Here is an 18751-nt window from a genome sequence, read left to right as displayed (position 1 = left end):
CGATCCCGGCCCGCCAGGCCTCTCGCCGAGGCGCGCGTGTGCGCATCCTCGGGCGTCGGGACGGCGGCGCTGACAGCTCTCGGTGAGCGCGCAGCGCCGGGGGACACGCGGTAGTCCGCTGCCGCTGCGGTGGTGAAACGCCGAGGGGCCCGAACGACACGGACGTCGTTCGGGCCCCTCGGCGTGCGGGTCAGCGCGCGAGCGCTTCTTTCATGATCGCGGCGTGCTCGTTGGCGTGCACCTTCGGCGAACCCGTCGCGGTCGAGGCCGCGGCGGCGCGCGAGATGCGGCGGATCGAGCGGCCGCCGAGCTGATCGGCGACCTCGAGGGCGATGAACGGCCACGCCCCCTGGTTCTCGGGCTCGTCCTGCACCCACACCAGCTCGGCGTTGGGGTACTCGCCGAGGACGCGGGTCAGCTCCTCGATGGGCGCCGGGTAGTACTGCTCCAGGCGCACGAGGGCGATCTGGGGGTTCGGGTTCTTGTCGAGCTCGGCGCGCAGATCCCAGTGGATCTTGCCCGCGTGCAGCAGGACACGCGTGACGGCGCCCTTGTCGACCCCGCGGTTGTCGTCGAGCACGGGCTCGAAGCGACCCTCGAGGAAGTCCTCTACGGGGCTCGTCGCGCCGCGCAGACGCAGCATCGCCTTCGGGGTGAAGACCACGAGCGGGCGACGGGGACGCTGGTAGGCCTGACGACGCAGCAGGTGGAAGTACGACGCGGGGGTCGAGGGGCGCGCGACGATCATGTTGTCCTGCGCGCACATCTGCAGGTAGCGCTCGATGCGGGCCGACGAGTGGTCTGGTCCCTGGCCCTCGTAGCCGTGGGGGAGCAGCAGCACGACGCTCGACTGCTGCGCCCACTTCTGGTCGGCCGACGAGATGAACTCGTCGATGACCGACTGGGCGCCGTTGGCGAAGTCTCCGAACTGCGCCTCCCACAGCACGAGCGCGTCGGAGCGCTCGACCGAGTAGCCGTACTCGAACGCCATGGCGGCGTACTCGCTCAGCAGCGAGTCGTAGACCCAGAAACGGCCCTGGTTCTCGCTGAGGTTCGCGAGGGGCAGCCACTCCTGGCCGTTGTCGCGATCGTGGAGCACCGAGTGACGCTGCACGAAGGTGCCGCGACGCGAGTCCTGACCTGCGAGGCGCACCGGGGTGCCCTCCATCAGCACCGAGCCGAAGGCGAGGAGCTCACCGAAAGCCCAGTCGATGTTGCCGTTACGGCTCATGTCGTGGCGCTTCTCGAGCAGCTGCTGGAGCTTGGTGTGCACCGTGAAGCCGTCGGGCTTGTTCACGAAGGCATCGCCGATGTGCTGGACGACCTCGCGCGAGACACCCGTGGTCTCGGGAGCGCCCACCGCCGGCTCTTCGGCCGCGTCGATGGTGACGACGGGGTTCGCACCGGTCTCGGCCTCGTGCGTGTCGGCGAAGGCGACCTCGAGGCGGTTCTGGAAGTCCTGCTTCGCCTGCTCGTACTCGTCTTCGGTGATGTCACCGCGGCCGACGAGCGACTCGGTGTAGAGACGGCGGACCGAACGCTTCGCCTCGATGAGGTTCGTCATCAGGGGCTGGGTCATCGAGGGGTCGTCGCCCTCGTTGTGACCGCGGCGGCGGTAGCAGACGAGGTCGATCACGATGTCGCGGTGGAACTCCTCGCGGTACATGAACGCGAGCTCCGCGGCGCGGACGACGGCCTCGGGGTCGTCGCCGTTCACGTGCAGGATCGGAGCCTGGATCGTTTTGGCGACGTCGGTGGCGTACACCGAGGTGCGGGCGTCGGTCGGCGTCGTGGTGAAGCCGACCTGGTTGTTGACGACCACGTGGATCGTGCCGCCGGTGCGGTAGCCGCGCAGCTGCGACATCTGCAGCGTCTCGACCACGACGCCCTGACCCGCGAACGCGGCGTCGCCGTGCACGAGGATGGGCAGCCACGAGAACGTGCCGATGGGCTTGCGGTCCTGCTTGGCGCGGACGATGCCCTCGAGCACGCCGTCGACGGTCTCGAGGTGCGAGGGGTTTGCCGCCAGGTACACGGGGAGCTCGTCGCCCGCGTCACCGACGAAGGTGCCCTCGGTGCCGAGGTGGTACTTGACGTCTCCGGAGCCGCGCTTGCTGCCGATCGCGACCGCGCCCTCGAACTCGCGGAACACATGCCCGTAGGTCTTGCCCGCGATGTTGGTGAGCACGTTCAGACGCCCGCGGTGGGCCATGCCGATGGCGGCCCCGTCGAGTCCGGCGGAGGCCGCACCCTGGAGGATCTGGTCGAGCAGGGGGATGAGGGACTCGCCGCCCTCGAGGCTGAAGCGCTTCTGACCGACGTATTTGGTCTGCAGGAACGTCTCGAACGCCTCGGCCTGGTTCAGCTTCGACAGGATGCGCAGCTGCTCGTCGTGGCCGGGCTTGGTGTACTTGACCTCGAGGTTGCTCTGGAACCACTGACGCTGGGCCGGGTCCTGGATGTGCATGTACTCGACGCCCATGGTGCGGCAGTAGGAGTCGCGCAGCACGCCGAGGATGTCACGCAGCTTGGCGACGCGCTTGTTGCCGAGACCACCGGTCACGAACTCGCGGTCGAGATCCCAGAAGGTCAGCCCGTGCGATTCGATCTCGAGGTCGGGGTGCGTGCGCTGGACGTACTCGAGCGGGTCGATGTCGGCCATGAGGTGGCCGCGCACGCGGAAGGAGTTGATGAGCTCCTGCACGCGGGCGCTCTTGTCGATTCGCTCGGAGATGTCGACGCTGATGTCGGCGGCCCAGTGGATGGGCGCGTAGGGGATGCGCAGGGCGGCGAAGATGTCGTCGTAGAAGCCGCGCTGCCCGATGAGCAGCTCGTGGACCTTCTTGAGGAACTCGCCCGAGCCGGCGCCCTGGATGACCCGGTGGTCGTAGGTGCTGGTCAGCGTGATCGTCTTGCCGATCGCCAGCTCGTTGAGCGTCTTCTCGCTCGCGCCCATGAACTCGGCGGGGTAGTCGAGCGCACCGGCGCCGATGATCGCGCCCTGACCGCGCATGAGGCGGGGGACCGAGTGGACCGTTCCGATGCCGCCGGGGTTGGTGAGCGAGACCGTGGTGCCCTGGAAGTCGGCGGGGGTCAGCTTGTTGGTGCGGGCGCGGCGCACGAGGTCTTCGTACGAGGCGAGGAACTCGCCGAACGTGAGGGTGTCGGCCCGCTTGATGCTCGGGACGAGGAGGGCGCGCGACCCGTCAGGCTTGGGCATGTCGATCGCGATGCCGAGGTTGACGTGCGCGGGGGCCACGACCGAGGGCTTGCCGTCGATCTCGGCGTAGTACACGTTCTGGCTGGGGAACTCCTTGAGCGCCTGGATCAGCGCCCAGCCGATGAGGTGCGTGAAGCTCACCTTGCCGCCGCGCGTGCGTGACATGTGGTTGTTGATGACGATGCGATTGTCGATCATCAGCTTCGCCGGGATCGTGCGCACGCTGGTCGCGGTGGGCACCGTGAGCGAGTCGTCCATGTTGGACGCCAGGGCCTTCGGCATGCCCTTGAGGACCGTCACGCGGTCTTCTTCGGTGCTCTCTCCGGCGGCGGAGGGCACCACGCTGGGCGCCTGCGCCGGGATCGGCTGCGGCTTGGCCGGCTTCGCCGTGGTGCGGGCGACCGGCGCCTGACCGACCACGGGGATGGGAGCCGTCACCGGCTTGGGCTCGGACGCCGCCGGCGCCTGCGGCGCGGAGGGCGGGGGAGCGGCGGCGGAGGATCCATCGACGACCGGGTGGTACGCCTCCAGAATCGGCCACCAGGCCTTGTCTACGGAGTGCTTGTCGACTTTGAACTGTTCGTAGAGTTCGTCTACGAGCCACTCGTTCGCGCCGAACTCGCCCTCGCTCGAAGTACCGACGCCCGTCACCTGGCTCGACACAGTCGATCGCCTGCTTTCCTCGATGAAGATTCCTGTGGATGCGCGGACGTCGCCGTCCTGCGTTCCTGCCAGCCTAGCCGAGGATTCTGGACGCCTTTCGGGTCTTTACATTCCCCTGATGTGGTGAGGTGGATGCCATGGAGTTCTCCGGCGCGCAGCCCGATGTCGACCTGACGTACTCGGACGTGTTCCTCGTCCCCCGCCATTCCGAGGTGCGGAGCCGCCTCGACGTGGACCTCGCCCCCGCCGACGGCAGCGGGGCGACGATCCCGCTCGTCTCGGCGAACATGAACTCGGTCACGGGCACGCGGCTCGCGGCGACCCTGGCGCGTCGAGGCGGCCTCGGCGTGTTGCCGCAGGACATGGCGCTGGAAGATCTGGTCGAGGCCGTGTCGTGGGTCAAGGCCCAGCCGACGGCGTGGGACACGCCCCTCATCCTCCCGCCCGAGGCCACCGTCGCCGACGCCCGCCGCATCCTCCCGGCGGTGCCCGGTCGGGGCATCGTCGTGGCCGTCGCTCGTGAGGACGGGGTGGTGGACGTGTCCGCGGTGCGGGGCATCGTGTCCGCGGGGCGCCTCGCCACGGCCCTTCCCGACGCCACGCTGGGTGACATCGCTCGTCGGGACGCCGCTGCACTCGACGCGGCGGACGTGCACGACCCGCGCGAGGTGTTCGCACGGATCGAGGCCGCGGGCGTCGACATCGTGCCGGTGGTCGACGGCGACCGGCTGGTCGGCACCCTTTCCGCACGCAGCGCGTTGCGCGCCTCCGTCTACCGCCCGGGCGTCGACGCCCGGGGGCGCCTCATCGTCGCCGCGGCCGTCGGGGTGAACGGCGACGTCGCCGCCAAGGCGCGCGCCCTCGCGGACGCCGGGGTGGACGTCCTCGTCGTCGACACCGCTCACGGCCACCAGGCCCAGATGCTCCGGGCGCTGGGCGCGGTGGCGGCCCTCGATCTCGGCATCCCGATCGCCGCCGGCAACGTGGTGACCGCGGACGGCGTCGCCGACCTGACCGACGCCGGGGCGACGATCCTCAAGGTGGGCGTGGGACCGGGCGCGATGTGCACGACCCGCATGATGACCGCGGTTGGGCGGCCCCAGTTCTCGGCGGTGCGCGAGACCGCCGAAGCCGCACGGTCGGTGGGGGCGCACGTGTGGGCGGACGGCGGCGTGCGCTATCCCCGCGACGTGGCCCTCGCACTCGCCGCGGGTGCGGCATCGGTCATGGTCGGCTCGTGGTTTGCCGGGACCATCGAGGCGCCGGGAGAGCTGCAGACCGACGCCGGAGGGCGCATCTACAAGGAGTCGTGGGGCATGGCCTCGACGAAGGCGGTGCAGGGACGGTTCGGTGCGCTCGACCCGTTCGAGCGGGCGCGCAAGGAGCTGTTCGCCGAGGGCATCTCGTCGTCGCGCATCTACCTCGACCCGCAGCGACCGGGTCTGGAGGACCTGCTCGACATGATCACCTCGGGCGTGCGCTCGTCGTTCACGTACGCCGGAGCGGCCACCGTCGCCGAGTTCCACGAGCGCGCCCGCGTCGGCTTGCAGTCGGCCGCCGGGTACGACGAGGGCAAGGCGCTCCCCGTCAGCTGGTGAGCAGGCGGTCGAGGGTGGCGGCGGCTTCAAATGTGATCCAGGCGCCCAGCTGCACCGAGAGGTCCAGGTCGTCGCCGTCGGCGACGGCCGCGCGGCGCGGGTCGGCCGGGAACAGCCCGTCGCGGCGGCCCTCCCACAGGGCGTCGGCGTTGCGCTCGACCAGTCGCCGGGCCGCGTGCGCCGCGGCGTCGCCCTCGGCGTCTTCGCTCTCGGACAGCTCGGCGGCCGCGTCGGCGAGATAGCGGGCCAGGATGCCGGCGAACAGGCCCCCGTCGCCGCCTCCGGCCGCGGGGAAGAGCCCCTCGTCGTCGGCGCACCATCGCTCGACCGCGTGCACGAGTTCGCGCGCCCGGCGCACGTGCCTCCAGGCGGCGTCGGTCTCGTCGATCGCCGACTCGCCCAGCAGCAGCTCGAGGCCGATCGTCGCGCCCTGGTTGTAGGTCCACAGGTCGGGCCGCACCGCGTCGTGCTCGATGCCGTCGCGGACGAGACCGGTGCTGTCGTCGTCGAGGGTGGATGCCATCCAGTCGGCGAGCCGCTCCGCCTCGGTGCGGTGACCGGTCAAGGCCAGCACCATCGCCCCCGGGGCGTTCGCGGGCGCGTTGTACAGCGCGCTGCCGACGCTCCACGGGAGGGCGCCGACACCGGGGTCGATCGCCTCGTGCAGGCGCCCGGCGATCTTGCGGAACGCGCGGGGGTTCGCGCGGCTGGTGAACAGGCCCAGTCCCATCCAGGCGATGTCGTCGTAGAACGGCGTCGTCCAGCGCCCGATGGTGCGCAGCGTCACGCCGCGGCCCAATCGGCGCAGGAGTCGGCGGCGTCGCGGGTCGGGGCGGTTGCGCTCGGCGTCGGCGAGCACGTGGATCAGGTGGGCGTGCCACCAGTAGTGCCAGGTCCGGGCGCTGCGGGCGTCGGCGACGGAGGCGTGCGCCCAGGCGACCGGTCCGTAGCGGTGGAGGTAGCGCTCGAGCACCGCTCGTTCCGCGGCGGCGGCGCGGTGCTGCGCCGGGGTGTCGGCATCCATTCGTCCATCCTCTCCAGTGCTCACGGATGTGCACGAGACGGATGCCGAGGGGCGCGGGCTGCAATAGAATCGACCGCACGATGGACGACCCTCCCAGTTGTAGACCCAGGCCCCACAGACCCTCTTCCGCCGAGCGCTCGAGCGGGGGTGATGCCTGATGGATTACGTCATGCTGGGCGTGGGGCTCGTGCTCACCGTGGGAACCGGACTCTTCGTCGCGAGCGAGTTCGCCCTCGTCAACCTCGACCGTGCCGACCTCGAATCCCGTCGCGCCGCGGGTGAGACCCGTCTGTCGCTGACCATCGATGCGCTGCGCATCACCTCGACGCACCTGTCGAGCGCGCAGCTGGGCATCACGCTCACGACGCTGCTCACCGGTTACACGATGGAACCGGCGATCTCGAACCTGCTCCGGCCGGTCTTCCAGTCGTGGGGGCTCCCCGAGGCGCTCACCGTCTCGGTGGCCGCCGTGATCGGCGTCGGCTTCGCGACCGTGCTCTCGATGATCCTCGGCGAGCTCGTCCCCAAGAACTTCGCGCTGGCCATCCCGCGCCAGACGGCCAAGCTCGTCATGCCGTTCCAGGTCGCCTTCACCGCGGTGTTCAAGCCCGCGATCGTCGTGCTCAACGGCAGCGCCAACGGCGTGCTGCGCGCGATGGGCGTCGAACCCAAAGAGGAGCTGTCGGGAGCCCGGTCCGCCGAGGAGCTGTCGAGCCTCGTGAAGCGATCGGCCAGCGCCGGCATGCTCGAGAAGGACACGGCCTCGCTGCTGGACCGCAGCCTCACCTTCGCGCGCCTTAGCGCCGCCGACGTCATGACCCCGCGCCCGAGCGTGCACGCGCTCGCCGCGGGCGACCCCGCCGACGACGTGGTGCAGCTCGCCCGCCGCACCGGGCACAGCCGCTTCCCCGTGTACGGGGAGTCGATGGACGACATCGTCGGCGTCGTGCACCTCAAGGCCGCGATCGGCGTGCCGCGGGAGAAGCGGGGCGACGTGCCGGTGGCGGCGTTGTCGACCGAGCCCTTGCGCGTGCCCGAGACCGTGCACCTCGACGCGCTCGTCTCCGAGTTGCGTTCGCGCGGCTACCAGATGGCGATCGTCATCGACGAGTACGGCGGAACCGCCGGCGTCGTGACGCTCGAGGACCTCGTGGAAGAGATCGTGGGCGAGGTGCTCGACGAGCACGACCGCTCGCGCGCCGGCGTCGTGCGCTCGGCGGCGTCCGTCACGTTCCCCGGGGACCTTCGGCCCGACGAGGCCCTCGACCGCGCCGGCGTGCGCGTGCCCGAGGGAGAGGTCTACGACACGGTGGGCGGCTACATCATGGCGGCGCTCGAACGCATCCCCGTCGTCGGCGACACCGTCGATCTCGAAGACGGCAGACTCGCCGTGCAGCGCATGGACGGCCGTCGCGTCGACCGCGTGCAGTTCACGCCGACCCCGGTCGAACAGGACGTCGACGAACTGGTGCGCGCGGCGAAGGGCGGTGACCAGCGATGAGCGACTGGGCCGGAATCGCCTGGCTGGTGGTCCTCTTGGCCGCCAACGCCTTCTTCGTCGGCGCGGAGTTCGCCGTCATCTCAGCGCGCCGCTCGCAGATCGAGCCGCACGCCGACCGCGGCTCGCGCGCGGCCAAGACCGCGCTGTACGCCATGGAGCACGCAACGCTCATGCTCGCGACCTGCCAGCTGGGCATCACCATCTGCTCGCTGCTGATCCTGAACGTCTCGGAGCCCGCGATCCACCACCTGCTCGAGGGGCCGCTGGGACTCACCGGGCTGCCCGAGGCCGCCGTCGGCGTGATCGGCTTCGTCGTCGCGCTGCTGGTGGTGTCGTACCTGCACGTGGTGTTCGGCGAGATGGTGCCCAAGAACCTCGCGTTCTCGCTCCCGGATCGCGCCGTGCTCATGCTCGCCCCGCCGCTGGTCGCCGTCTCGAAGGCGTTCCACCCGATCATCGTGGCGCTCAACTGGACGGCCAACCACGTGCTGCGACTGTTCCGCGTGGAGCCGAAGGACGAGGCCGCCTCGACCTACACGCTCGACGAGGTCGCGACCATCGTGACGCAGTCGCGGCGCGAGGGCGTGCTCGACGACTCCGCCGGAACGGTGACCGCCGTGGTGGAGTTCACCGAGAAGAAGGCCGCCGACATCGCGGTGCCGGTGAGCGCCCTGGTGACGCTGCCCGAGACGACCACCCCGGCCGAGATCGAGCGCGCCGTCGCCCAGCACGGATACTCGCGGTACGTGATCGTCGACGAGACGGGACACCCCACGGGCTACGTGCACCTGAAGGACGTGCTGCGCGCGGCGGAGGGATCGGATGCCGACATGGCCCGCCCCATCCCCGCCAAGCGCGTGCACCACATGGTGTCGATGCTCGAGACCACAGATCTCGAGGACGCCTTGGCCCTCATGCGCCGCTCCGGTCGCCACCTCGCGCAGGTGCGGGACGACCGCGGCGACGTGCAATCGGTCCTCTTCCTCGAAGACGTGATCGAAGAGCTCGTCGGCGAGGTGCAGGACGCCACCGAGCGTCGCCGCTTCGTCTGAACGCGGAACACCGGATGCCACGGGGCCTGGGCCTCGTGGCATCCGGTGTCTTCGGGTGAGGGTGCGGTCGTCGTGAGTGATCGCGACGGGGCAGGAGCGGTGCGCCTCAGTACGCGCGGACGTATTGCGCGGGGGCGGGGCTCGGTGCGCCCAGCTCGGCCGCGGCCCGCAGCGCGTAGTGCGGGTCGCGGAGCCATTCGCGGGCCGAGAGGATCGCGTCGGCGCGGCCGTCGGCGAGGATCTGCTCGCCGAAGGTCGGGTCGTCGATCATGCCGACGGCCGCGACGAGCAGGCCCGTCTCGCGTCGGACGGTCGCGGCGTAGTCGACCTGGTACCCGGGCCCGGGGACGATGTGCTGATGGGGCACGAGGCCGCCGCTGGAGACGTCGATGAGGTCGGCGCCCGCGTCGGCGACGAGGCGCGAGGCCTCAACGGTGTCGGCGACGTCCCAGCCGCCGTCGGCGGCGTCGGTGGCCGAGAAACGGACGAACACGACCGCCTCTCCCGCGGCCTCGCGCACGGCCTCGGTCACCCGGACGAGGAGGCGCACGCGGTTCTCGAACGATCCGCCGTACTCGTCATCGCGGTGGTTCGTGAGCGGCGAGAGGAACTGGTGGAGCAGGTAGCCGTGGGCGGCGTGCACCTCGACGACCTGGAAGCCGGCGCGAACGGCCCGGCGGGTGGCATCCGCGAAGTCGGTGACGACCCTCTCGATCCCCGCGGCGTCGAGGGCGACGGGGGCGGCGAAGGCGTCGTACGCCAGAGCCGAGGGAGCGACGGTGGTCCAGCCGCCCTCGGCGGGAGAGACCGTGCCGCGACCGCCGGTGAGGGGCGAGGTGGTCGAGGCCTTGCGGCCCGCGTGGCCGAGCTGCACTCCGGCGACCGCTCCGCGCGAGCGGATGGCGGCGACGATCGGGGCCCACGCCTCGGCCTGCGCGTCAGTCCAGATGCCCGCGTCCTCGGGCGAGATCCGTCCCTCGGGGGACACCGCGGTCGCCTCGGCGATCACCAGGCCCGCGCCTCCGGCCGCGAACTGCGCGAGGTGCACGTGGTGCCACTCGTTCGGCACTCCCTCGACAGCGCTGTACTGGCACATCGGCGAGACCCAGAGGCGGTTGCGCATCTCGGTACCGCGGATCGACAGGGGTGTGAAGAGGGAACTCATGAGGACCTTTGCGTTCTAGGGTGACGCCATGACGGCGAAGGACTTCAACGGGCAGGACGTCGCCCGTGCACTGCGGAAGCCAACGGCGGACGACGACAAGTATTCCCGCGGAGTCGTCGGGTTGCGCACCGGCTCGGCCCGATACCCGGGGGCCGCGGTCCTCGGGGTCGAGGGGGCCTGGCGGACGGGAACGGGGATGGTCCGGTACCTCGGCCCCGCGCGCGCCCAGGACTTCGTGCTCCACCGGCGCCCCGAGACCGTCACCGCGGACGGGCGCGTGCAGGCGTGGGTCATCGGATCGGGGACGGATGCCGCCGAGCGCGACGCCGCCGAGACCGCGGCGCTGCGCGGCATCCTGTCGGGAGAGATCCCCGTCGTCGTCGACGCCGGAGCGCTCGATCTCGTGCCGGGCGCGACGGCCCCCGTGATCGTCACCCCGCACGCGCGGGAGCTCGACCGGCTCCGCGAGAGCCTCGGGATGCCGGCGGCCGACGCCCGTGACGACGACGCACGAGAGGCGGCGGCTCGCGAGACGGCGGAGGCGTTCGGGGGAGTGGTGCTCTCGAAGGGGGCGGTGACCATCGTCGCCGCCGCGGGCGGGTGGACGCGTCGCGTGTCGGCCGGGACCCCGTGGCTGGCGACGGCGGGCACCGGAGACGTGCTCGGCGGGGTGCTCGGAGCCGTTCTGGCCGGGTCGGTGGCCGCCGGACGCGACGCCGTGGGCGACCTCGCCACCAGCGCCGCCGCGGCCGCGTGGCTGCACGGACGCGCCGGGCGGGCGGCATCCCTCGTCCGCGGAGAAGGCGGCGGACCGATCGCGGCACTCGACGTCGCCGAGGCCCTCCCGGGCGTCGTGGCCGCCGTGCTGCGGGACTCGATCGCGTAACGGTTCGCCCCCGCGCACCGCGCGACGACGGGGGTCGCGCCGCCGCCCGTCCGGGTCGGGAAGCCCCGCCCGCTTAGGATGAGGCGGTGTTGAGGCGTGTCGTTCCCCTGTTTGTCGCGTTCGTCGCCGTGCACGTCGTGGTGGGGATCCTGGGCTATCAGCAGCCCAACGAGCCCATGGGCGACGTGTACCTGGTATACGAACCCTGGTCGCGCTGCGCGCTCTTCGGCGGCATCGACGTGAGTTCGTGCACGCGCAGCGACGCGTGGGCGTGGCCCGGCATCACCGAGAAGTGGATCTACCCGCAGCTCGCCTTCCTGCCGATGACGTTCGCGTGGGTCTTCGCCTGGGCGGTCGGGTACACCCCCGCGTGGGCGATCACCGTCGCCCTGTTCAACCTCGTCGCCTTCGTCGTGCTGGTCGGCAAGGGTCGCTCGACGGGTCGCGTGCTCGCCGCGTGGTTCTGGCTCGCCGCGATCCTCCTCATCGGTCCCGTGGGGCTCTATCGCATCGACGGCATCACGGTGCCGTTCGCGATCCTCGGCAGCATCTGGATGCTGCGGCGCCCGTTCGTGGCATCGCTCCTGCTCTCGATCTCGGTGTGGATGAAGGTGTGGCCCGCCGCGATCCTCGCCACGGGTCTCATCGTCGTGCGCCGTCGCCTGGCGCTGATCGGGGGCGCGGTCGCGGTGTCGCTCGCGACGATCATCCCCGTCGTGGCGCTGGGCGGAGCGCCCTACGTCTTCGGATTCGTGGGAGACCAGACGTCCCGCGGCATCCAGATGGAGGCGCCGGTCGGTGGCCTGTACATGTTCCTGGCGGCCTTCTACGTGCCCGGCAGTGAGGTCTACTACGACGGCGGCGTACTCACCTTCCAGGTGACCGGGCCGGGCGCCGAGCCCCTCATCGCCGCGATGACCCCGATCATGCTGCTCACGATGGTCGCCGTCGCCGTCGTCGGCGTGATGAAGATGCGCCGCGGAGCGACCTTCCTCTCGCTGTTCCCCCCGCTCTCGCTGGCCCTGGTGACCGCGTTCATCGCGCTGAACAAGGTCGGCTCGCCGCAGTACTACGTGTGGCTGTTCGCCCCGGTCGTGCTGGGCCTGATGATCGACCGTCGTCGCTGGTACGCGTTCGCGGGGATGACGCTCGTGATCGCCGCTCTGACGCAGTGGATGTACCCGCTGATGTACGACGGACTGATGGCGACGCACCCGAACCCCTTCCCCGTGGTCGTGCTCGAGGCGCGCAACCTGCTCGCCCTGGTCCTGCTGGTATGGGCGATCGTGCGCGTGGTGCGCGTGCCCACGGGGCGCGTGCGTCCGCCGGCGGGGCTGCGCGAGATCGTGACGGGGCGCCGGCCGATCCCCGCGCGGGTTCCGTCCGGGCGCTGAGCCCGTTCCGCCCGGCGGGTCGCCGCCGTAGGCTCGGAGCATGCTCATCGCCTTCTCCGTCGCCCCCTCCGGCGTCGGCACCCTCGCCGCCGAGAACCCCGACGCTTCGGTGCACGATGCCGTCGCCGCGGCGGTCGCCGTCGTGCGCGCGTCGGGGCTGTCGCACCGCACGACCTCGATGTTCACCGAGATCGAGGGGGAGTGGGACGAGGTGTTCGCCGTCGTGAAGGCGGCGACGGATGCCGTGATGCCTTACGGCTCTCGTGTCTCGCTCGTGCTCAAGGCCGACATCCGCCCCGGGCGGACCGGCGAGCTCGACGGCAAGATCGAGCGGCTCGAGGACGCGCTGGAGCGTCGCGAGGACTGAACCGCGCGGGCGCCACTCCCGGCTCTCGAAACGATTCGACCTGACCCTCGCCGGCCGACTACGATCGGCTGGTGACCTCTTCGACGACCTCGAGAGGTGCGGCGATGCGGGCGCTCCTTTCTCTCGCCATCGGCAGTTTCGGCATCGGCATGACCGAGTTCGTGGTGATGGGCCTCTTGCCCAACATCGGCCGCGACCTGCTGCCCACCGCCTACGCGGCGTCGCCCGACGACGCGATCGCCCAAGCCGGGTGGCTCATCTCGCTGTACGCCCTCGGCGTCGTGGTGGGAGCCCCCACCATCGCCGGGTCGGTCGCGCGCTTCCCGCGGCACCGCGTGATGATCGTGCTGGCCGCAGCGCTCGCCTTCTTCACGCTGCTGACCGTGATCGCCCCCACGTTCGAGCTGGTCGCGGCATCCCGCTTCCTCGCCGGACTCCCGCACGGGGCCTACTTCGGCATCGGCGCCCTCGTCGCCGCCGACGTTCTCGGCCCGGGCAACCGCGCCAAGGGCGTCGCCTTCGTGCTCACGGGCCTCACGATCGCGAACGTCGTGGGCGTGCCGCTCGGCACCCTCCTCGGCCAGCAGGTCGGGTGGCGTGCCGCGTTCGCGGTCGTCGCGGGCATCTTCGCCCTCGCGACGCTGTGCATCGCGTTCTTCGTGCCGAAGCACCCGGGCACGCCCGGTCGACGCCTCCGCGACGAGCTGCGGGTCTTCCGGCTCGGACAGGTGTGGTTCGCGCTCGGCATCGGCGCCGTCGGATTCGGCGGCTTCTTCGCGATGTACAGCTACATCGCGCCCATGATCACCGACGTCGCGGGCCAGCCGGAGTGGGCCGTCTCGCTCGTCCTGGTGCTCGTGGGCATCGGCATGACGATCGGCAACATCGTCGGAGGAGCACTCGCCGACAAGGACCTGCGCTTCTGGCTGTTCACGGGCCTGATCGCCCTGGGCGCGGCATCCGTGGGCCTCGCCCTGACCGCCGGGTGGATCGTGAGCCTCGTGCTGTTCGCGTTCCTCGTGGCCTTCTGCGGCTCGGCGCTGAGCCCCGCCATCCAGACGCGGCTCATGGACGTCGCCGAGGACAACCAGTCGATCGCCGCCGCCCTCAACCACTCGGCGCTCAACATCGGCAACAGCCTCGGAGCGTTCCTCGGTGGCCTCGCGATCGCCGCGGGGCTGGGACTCGTGGCCCCCGCGTGGGTGGGGGCGGTCCTGGCCCTCGGCGGACTGGTCGTCGCCGTACTCGCCTATCGCGTCGAAGACCGCACCGGCCGTCACCCCGCCCACCGGATGCCGGCGGCCGAGGCCGCGCAGACGGCGATCACCGGCTCGATTCCGACGCAGCGCTGACACGCGCGCGAGCGCGCCCGGGGTCGACCGAAATCGCGGATGCCGCGGGCTCACGGCATCCGGGAATGCTCAGCTCGCGAGCAGGCGGCGCAGGTGCGCGGCGACCGCGGCGGTCTCGATGAGGAAGCCGTCGTGGCCGAAGTCGCTCGAGAGCACGACCGCGCTGTCGCCGTCGAGCGTGCGCGGGACCCCGCGGGCGATGCGGTGCTGGCCGTCGATGGGGAACAGGCGGTCGCTGTCGATCCCGAGCACCAGCGTGGTCGCGGTGACGCGGCCGAGGGCGTCTTCGACGCCATCGCGGTCGCGGCCGACATCGTGCGAGTTCATCGCCTCGACGAGGGTCAGGTAGCTGTTCGCGTCGAAGCGGCGAGTGAACTTGTTGCCGTGGAAGTCGAGGTACGACTCCACCGCAAAGCGTCCGCCGCGGCCCAGGGGGCTGACCCCCGACTGCCACGACCGCTGGAAGCGCGAGTTGAGCTCGGTGGGGCTGCGGTAGTTGAGCAGGGCCATGCGGCGGGCGAGCGCCAGACCGCGGTGCGGGCCGTCGCCGTCACCCGCGTCGTAGTACTCGCCGCCCGCGAAGCGGGGGTCGACCCGCACGGTGTCCATCTGCACCGAGTTCAGCGCGATCTGGTCGGCCGTCGTGATCGGCGGGGCCGAGAGGATCGCGGCACGCTCCACACGGTCGGGGTGACCGACGGCCCACTCGATCGCGTGCATGCCGCCCATCGAGCCGCCGACCACGGCGTACCAGCTGCCGATGCCGAGGCGATCGGCGAGCAGGGCCTGCGCCGCGACCTGATCGCGGATCGTCAGGTACGGAAAACGCGAGGCCCACTCGTACCCGTCGGGCGCGATGCTCGCGGGACCTGTCGAGCCCTGGCATCCGCCCAGCATGTTCGGGGCGACCACGAAGAAGCGGTCGGTGTCGATCGCGGCGCCGGGGCCGACGAGGTCGCTCCACCACCCGGCCGTGGGATGCCCGGGCCCGGCCGCGCCGCGCACGTGACTGTCACCGGTGAGGGCGTGCAGGATGAGGACCGCGTTGTCGCCCGCGGGGGAGAGCTCGCCCCACGTCTCGAAGGCGAGGCGGAACGCCGGGAGGGACTCGCCGCTCTCGGTCTCGAACGCCCCGAACGCGGCGAAGCGGCGGTCGCCGACCGGGTCGCCGTCGCGCCAGGCGCCGGTGGCGGGCGGGCGGCCGAGGAGGGACCGGGCGTCGGCCTCCGTCACCGGGGCCGAGGGCACCGTGTCTTCGGAGATCTGCCAGTCCATGGCATCCATTCTCTCCGGTGTCGGAGGGGTCGACCGGACTGTTACGGTCGCGGACCACGGCGACGGTGCTTGTCAAGAACCCGTTCCCTCCCGGGTGGGGTCGTCATGATCCGGGCATGGCGAACTTCCTCCTCATCGCGGCCTCGAGCGACATCGGTCAGGCGACGGCGAAACGACTGCAGGACGCGGGACACCGCGTCGTGACCACCGCGCGGGACTCCTCGCGGATCGAACCCGACTTCACCCTGGATGCCACCGACTTCGCCGCCGTGGACCGCGTCGTCGGCGAGGCGGGCGAGCTCGACGGCATCGCGGTGTTCGCGGGCTCGATGTTGCTCAAGCCCGCGCACCTGACCTCGCGCGAGCAGTACGACGAGCTCATCGCCGCCTCGCTGACCACGGCTTTCGCCGCCGTCCGCGCCGCAGGATCCCACATGCGCGACGGGGGAGCGGTCGTGCTGGTCTCGTCAGCGGCGGCCCTCGCGGGGCTGCCGAACCACGACGGGATCGCCGCGGCGAAGGCCGGGGTCATCGGTCTGACGCTCTCGGCCGCCGCGAGCTATGCCGCGCACGGACTGCGCGTGAACGCCGTGGCCCCGGGCCTCGTGCAGACGCGGCTGACCGAGAAGCTCACCTCGAGCGACATGTCGCGCAAGGTGTCGGAGGCGATGCACCCGCTCGGTCGCCTCGGCGAGCCCGACGACGTCGCGCGCGCCGTGGAGTTCCTCCTCGCGCCCGAGAACGCGTGGATGACCGGCCAGGTGCTGGGCGTCGACGGGGGCCTGGGGAGCCTGCGGCCGCGGCAGAAGGTGTGACCCCCGCCGCGTGAGGGGTCGGTTCTGGTCGCCTCGCACGCGGCTGCGCGACACATTCCGACCCCTCACGCGCGTCGGCACACGCGCGTCCATACACCCGCGAACGCCCCGACCCGGGGAGCCCGGGGCGGGGCGTTCGGCGCGTGCGGGTCAGGCGCGGGCGGCCTCGGACAGGCGACGCGCGGCGGCGAGGGCCTCGTCGAGGTCGGCCTTGAGGTCGTCGATGTTCTCGAGCCCCACCGACAGGCGCACCAGGCCCGGGGTCACACCGGCGGTGAGCTGCTGCTCGGGCGTGAGCTGCGAGTGGGTGGTGGACGCCGGGTGGATGACCAACGAGCGCACGTCGCCGATGTTGGCGAGGTGGCTGAACAGGCTCAGCGAGTTGACGAACTCGCGGCCCGCCTCGACGCCGCCCTTCAGCTCGAACGACAGCACCGCGCCGACGCCCTTGGGGGCGTAGTTGTTGGCCGCGGCGTACCAGGGCGAGGTCGGCAGACCGGAGTAGTTGACGGTCGCGACGTCGGGGTGCGACTCGAGCCACTCCGCGATCTCCTGGGCGTTCTGCACGTGGCGCTCGATGCGCAGCGACAGGGTCTCGATGCCCTGGATGAGCTGCCACGCGCTCTGAGGCGAGATCGAGGCTCCGAGGTCGCGCAGCAGCTGTACGCGCGCCTTGATGATGTAGGCGAGGCCGTCGCCGACCGCCTGCGTGTAGACCGCGCCGTGGTACGAGGGGTCGGGGGTCGTCAGGCCCGGGAAGCGCTCGGAGTTCTCAGACCAGGGGAAGGTTCCGCCGTCGACGATGACGCCGCCGATCGTGGTGCCGTGCCCGCCGAGGAACTTGGTCGCCGAGTGGACGATGATGTCGGCGCCGTGCTCGAAGGGGCGGATGAGGTACGGGGTCGCGATCGTGTTGTCGACGATGAGGGGCACCCCGGCGTCGTGGGCGATATCGGCGACGGAGCGGATGTCGAGCACGTTGATCTTGGGGTTGCCGATGGTTTCGGCGAAGAACAGCTTGGTGTTCGGGCGCACCGCCGCGCGCCACTCTTCGGGGTCGTCCTGGTTCTCGACGAAGGTCGTCTCGATGCCGAGCTTGGCGAGGGTGTACTTGAAGAGGTTGTAGGTGCCGCCGTAGATCGAGCTCGACGAGACGATGTGGTCGCCCGCCTGCGCGATGTTGAGGACGGCGAAGGTCTCGGCTGCCTGTCCGCTGGCGACGAGGAGGGCGCCGGTGCCGCCCTCGAGGCCCGCGACGCGCTGCTCGACGACGTCTTGCGTGGGGTTCTGGATGCGCGTGTAGATGTTGCCGAACTCGGCCAGCGCGAACAGGTTCGCGGCGTGGTCGGCGTTGTCGAACACGTACGAGGTGGTCTGGTAGATCGGGGTGGCGCGGGCCTTGGTCACCGGATCGGGCTGTGCGCCGGTGTGGATCTGCTTGGTCTCGAAACGCCAGTTCTCGGGTACCGACATGACTGCTCCTCAGCTTCTGGAGGCCGGGCGGTCGCCGTGGCCTGCTGCGAGCGTAGGGACAGCCTCCGACACCGACAACCGATGGGGACACGGGCCGTAACACCGCGCCGCGGTCCGGTGTCGGAGGGGACCGATAGCGTGGATGCCATGACACGACGCGCAGTGGTGACCGGGGCCAGTTCGGGTATCGGAGAGGCGACGGCGCGCCTCTTGCGCTCGCGCGGGTGGGAGGTCGTGGGCGTCGCCCGTCGCGCGGACCGCCTCGCGGCCCTCGAGGCCGAGACCGGGGTCGTCGCGCACGCGGCCGACCTGACCGACGCCGCCGACGTCGACGGGCTGTCGACCTGGCTGCGCGAGACCGGCGGACTCGACGCGCTCGTGCACGTCGCCGGAGGCGCGCGCGGCAGCGACCGCGTCGAAGACGGCGACCCCGAGGACTGGCGCTGGATGTTCGAGGCGAACGTGCTCTCGGGGCAGCGGCTCGTGGCATCCCTTCTGCCTCTCCTGCGCTCGGCCGCCGACGCCGGGGGCCACGCCGACCTGCTCTTCGTCACCTCGACCGCCGCGCAGACGGCCTACCCGGGCGGCGGCGGGTACAACGCGGCCAAGGCGGGCGAGGCGATGCTCGTGCACGCTCTGCGTCAGGAGCTCAACGGCGAACCCCTGCGCGTCATCGAGATCGCCCCCGGCATGGTGCGCACCGAGGAGTTCAGCCTCAACCGCCTGGGCGGAGATCAGAATGCCGCCGACAAGCTGTACGAGGGTGTCGAAGCGCCGCTCCTGGCCGACGACGTCGCCGACGTCATCGCGTACGCCCTCGACGCCCCCGGTCACGTGAACCTCGACCTGGTCACCCTGCGTCCCGTGGCCCAGTCCGCGCAGCACCTGCTCGCGCGCGGGCCCCTGACGACGCGCTGACCCGGGGGCGACCGCGCCGCGGTCGACAGCGGCGGAAGGCAGCCCGGT

Annotated in this window: 14 protein-coding genes; 9 read left to right on the top strand and 5 right to left on the bottom strand. The window is 71.2% G+C overall.

The genetic code is table 11. The annotated features are described in order from the left end of the window. Positions 1–190: 190 nt before the first annotated feature. Positions 191–3883, bottom strand: a complete 3693-nt coding sequence (locus tag QBE02_RS06305; RefSeq protein WP_279367557.1) for a multifunctional oxoglutarate decarboxylase/oxoglutarate dehydrogenase thiamine pyrophosphate-binding subunit/dihydrolipoyllysine-residue succinyltransferase subunit — start codon at positions 3881–3883, stop codon at positions 191–193. A gap of 137 nt (positions 3884–4020) precedes the next feature. Between QBE02_RS06305 and QBE02_RS06300 the strand changes: the two genes are divergently transcribed. Beyond that, the gene (locus tag QBE02_RS06300; protein WP_279367556.1) at positions 4021–5481 is read left to right on the top strand and encodes a GuaB1 family IMP dehydrogenase-related protein; all 1461 of its coding nucleotides are present in this window, start codon (positions 4021–4023) and stop codon (positions 5479–5481) included. Here the strand turns inward: QBE02_RS06300 and QBE02_RS06295 are convergent. Next, positions 5471–6505 (bottom strand): glycoside hydrolase family 76 protein, encoded by a 1035-nt coding sequence (locus tag QBE02_RS06295; RefSeq protein WP_279367555.1) that lies wholly within the window; start codon positions 6503–6505, stop codon positions 5471–5473. The two genes, QBE02_RS06300 and QBE02_RS06295, sit on opposite strands and share 11 nt — an antisense overlap. Before the next feature lie 157 nt (positions 6506–6662). Between QBE02_RS06295 and QBE02_RS06290 the strand changes: the two genes are divergently transcribed. Together QBE02_RS06290 and QBE02_RS06285 are read left to right on the top strand one after the other, a co-directional pair. Next, positions 6663–8006, top strand: a complete 1344-nt coding sequence (locus QBE02_RS06290) for a hemolysin family protein (RefSeq protein WP_074694130.1) — start codon at positions 6663–6665, stop codon at positions 8004–8006. Beyond that, complete coding sequence (locus QBE02_RS06285) at positions 8003–9058, top strand: hemolysin family protein (protein WP_056226926.1); 1056 nt, start codon at positions 8003–8005, stop codon at positions 9056–9058. Before QBE02_RS06290 ends, QBE02_RS06285 begins: the two co-directional genes overlap by 4 nt. A gap of 106 nt (positions 9059–9164) precedes the next feature. Here QBE02_RS06285 and QBE02_RS06280 read toward each other — a convergent pair whose 3' ends face one another. Continuing rightward, a complete protein-coding gene (locus QBE02_RS06280; RefSeq protein WP_279367554.1) occupies positions 9165–10223 on the bottom strand; it encodes an NADH:flavin oxidoreductase/NADH oxidase in 1059 nt (352 codons plus the stop codon). Positions 10224–10251: 28 nt separating this feature from the next. Here QBE02_RS06280 and QBE02_RS06275 point away from each other — a divergent pair, with 28 nt between their 5' ends. From QBE02_RS06275 to QBE02_RS06260, 4 genes are all read left to right on the top strand, one after another. Beyond that, positions 10252–11109, top strand: a complete 858-nt coding sequence (locus tag QBE02_RS06275; protein WP_279367553.1) for an ADP-dependent NAD(P)H-hydrate dehydratase — start codon at positions 10252–10254, stop codon at positions 11107–11109. Positions 11110–11195: 86 nt separating this feature from the next. After that, positions 11196–12503, top strand: a complete 1308-nt coding sequence (locus QBE02_RS06270; protein ID WP_279367552.1) for a glycosyltransferase family 87 protein — start codon at positions 11196–11198, stop codon at positions 12501–12503. Between the two features lie 40 nt (positions 12504–12543). Further along, positions 12544–12870: a thiamine-binding protein gene (locus QBE02_RS06265; RefSeq protein WP_279367551.1), complete on the top strand. Its 327-nt coding sequence runs from the start codon at positions 12544–12546 to the stop codon at positions 12868–12870. 104 nt (positions 12871–12974) lie between these two features. After that, on the top strand, positions 12975–14222 hold the full coding sequence (locus QBE02_RS06260; RefSeq protein ID WP_347710277.1) for an MFS transporter: 1248 nt from the start codon (positions 12975–12977) through the stop codon (positions 14220–14222). 69 nt (positions 14223–14291) lie between these two features. Here QBE02_RS06260 and metX read toward each other — a convergent pair whose 3' ends face one another. Next, positions 14292–15497, bottom strand: a complete 1206-nt coding sequence (gene metX, locus QBE02_RS06255) for a homoserine O-acetyltransferase MetX (RefSeq protein WP_056226939.1) — start codon at positions 15495–15497, stop codon at positions 14292–14294. Between the two features lie 116 nt (positions 15498–15613). On the opposite strand from metX, the gene QBE02_RS06250 reads away from it, so the two are divergent. Next, complete coding sequence (locus tag QBE02_RS06250; protein ID WP_279367549.1) at positions 15614–16312, top strand: SDR family NAD(P)-dependent oxidoreductase; 699 nt, start codon at positions 15614–15616, stop codon at positions 16310–16312. Between the two features lie 150 nt (positions 16313–16462). Here the strand turns inward: QBE02_RS06250 and QBE02_RS06245 are convergent, their stop codons facing one another. Beyond that, positions 16463–17785, bottom strand: coding sequence for a bifunctional o-acetylhomoserine/o-acetylserine sulfhydrylase (locus tag QBE02_RS06245; RefSeq protein ID WP_056226943.1), 1323 nt, complete (start codon positions 17783–17785; stop codon positions 16463–16465). A 147-nt stretch (positions 17786–17932) separates the two neighbouring features. On the opposite strand from QBE02_RS06245, the gene QBE02_RS06240 reads away from it, so the two are divergent. Continuing rightward, complete coding sequence (locus tag QBE02_RS06240; protein ID WP_279367548.1) at positions 17933–18703, top strand: SDR family oxidoreductase; 771 nt, start codon at positions 17933–17935, stop codon at positions 18701–18703. Positions 18704–18751: the final 48 nt, after the last annotated feature.

The organism is Microbacterium testaceum (assembly GCF_029761935.1).
Lineage (GTDB): Bacteria > Actinomycetota > Actinomycetes > Actinomycetales > Microbacteriaceae > Microbacterium > Microbacterium testaceum_A.
This window is presented reverse-complemented; position numbering and strand designations above follow the sequence as displayed.

What these genes read in the sequence shown, in the direction of transcription:
- QBE02_RS06300 (WP_279367556.1), top strand. Translation starts at nt 4,021, where the DNA reads ATGGAGTTCTCCGGCGCGCAGCCCGATGTCGACCTGACGTACTCGGAC.
- QBE02_RS06295 (WP_279367555.1), bottom strand. Translation starts at nt 6,505, where the DNA reads ATGGATGCCGACACCCCGGCGCAGCACCGCGCCGCCGCCGCGGAACGA.
- QBE02_RS06290 (WP_074694130.1), top strand. Translation starts at nt 6,663, where the DNA reads ATGGATTACGTCATGCTGGGCGTGGGGCTCGTGCTCACCGTGGGAACC.
- QBE02_RS06285 (WP_056226926.1), top strand. Translation starts at nt 8,003, where the DNA reads ATGAGCGACTGGGCCGGAATCGCCTGGCTGGTGGTCCTCTTGGCCGCC.
- QBE02_RS06280 (WP_279367554.1), bottom strand. Translation starts at nt 10,223, where the DNA reads ATGAGTTCCCTCTTCACACCCCTGTCGATCCGCGGTACCGAGATGCGC.
- QBE02_RS06275 (WP_279367553.1), top strand. Translation starts at nt 10,252, where the DNA reads ATGACGGCGAAGGACTTCAACGGGCAGGACGTCGCCCGTGCACTGCGG.
- QBE02_RS06265 (WP_279367551.1), top strand. Translation starts at nt 12,544, where the DNA reads ATGCTCATCGCCTTCTCCGTCGCCCCCTCCGGCGTCGGCACCCTCGCC.
- QBE02_RS06260 (WP_347710277.1), top strand. Translation starts at nt 12,975, where the DNA reads ATGCGGGCGCTCCTTTCTCTCGCCATCGGCAGTTTCGGCATCGGCATG.
- metX (WP_056226939.1), bottom strand. Translation starts at nt 15,497, where the DNA reads ATGGACTGGCAGATCTCCGAAGACACGGTGCCCTCGGCCCCGGTGACG.
- QBE02_RS06250 (WP_279367549.1), top strand. Translation starts at nt 15,614, where the DNA reads ATGGCGAACTTCCTCCTCATCGCGGCCTCGAGCGACATCGGTCAGGCG.
- QBE02_RS06245 (WP_056226943.1), bottom strand. Translation starts at nt 17,785, where the DNA reads ATGTCGGTACCCGAGAACTGGCGTTTCGAGACCAAGCAGATCCACACC.
- QBE02_RS06240 (WP_279367548.1), top strand. Translation starts at nt 17,933, where the DNA reads ATGACACGACGCGCAGTGGTGACCGGGGCCAGTTCGGGTATCGGAGAG.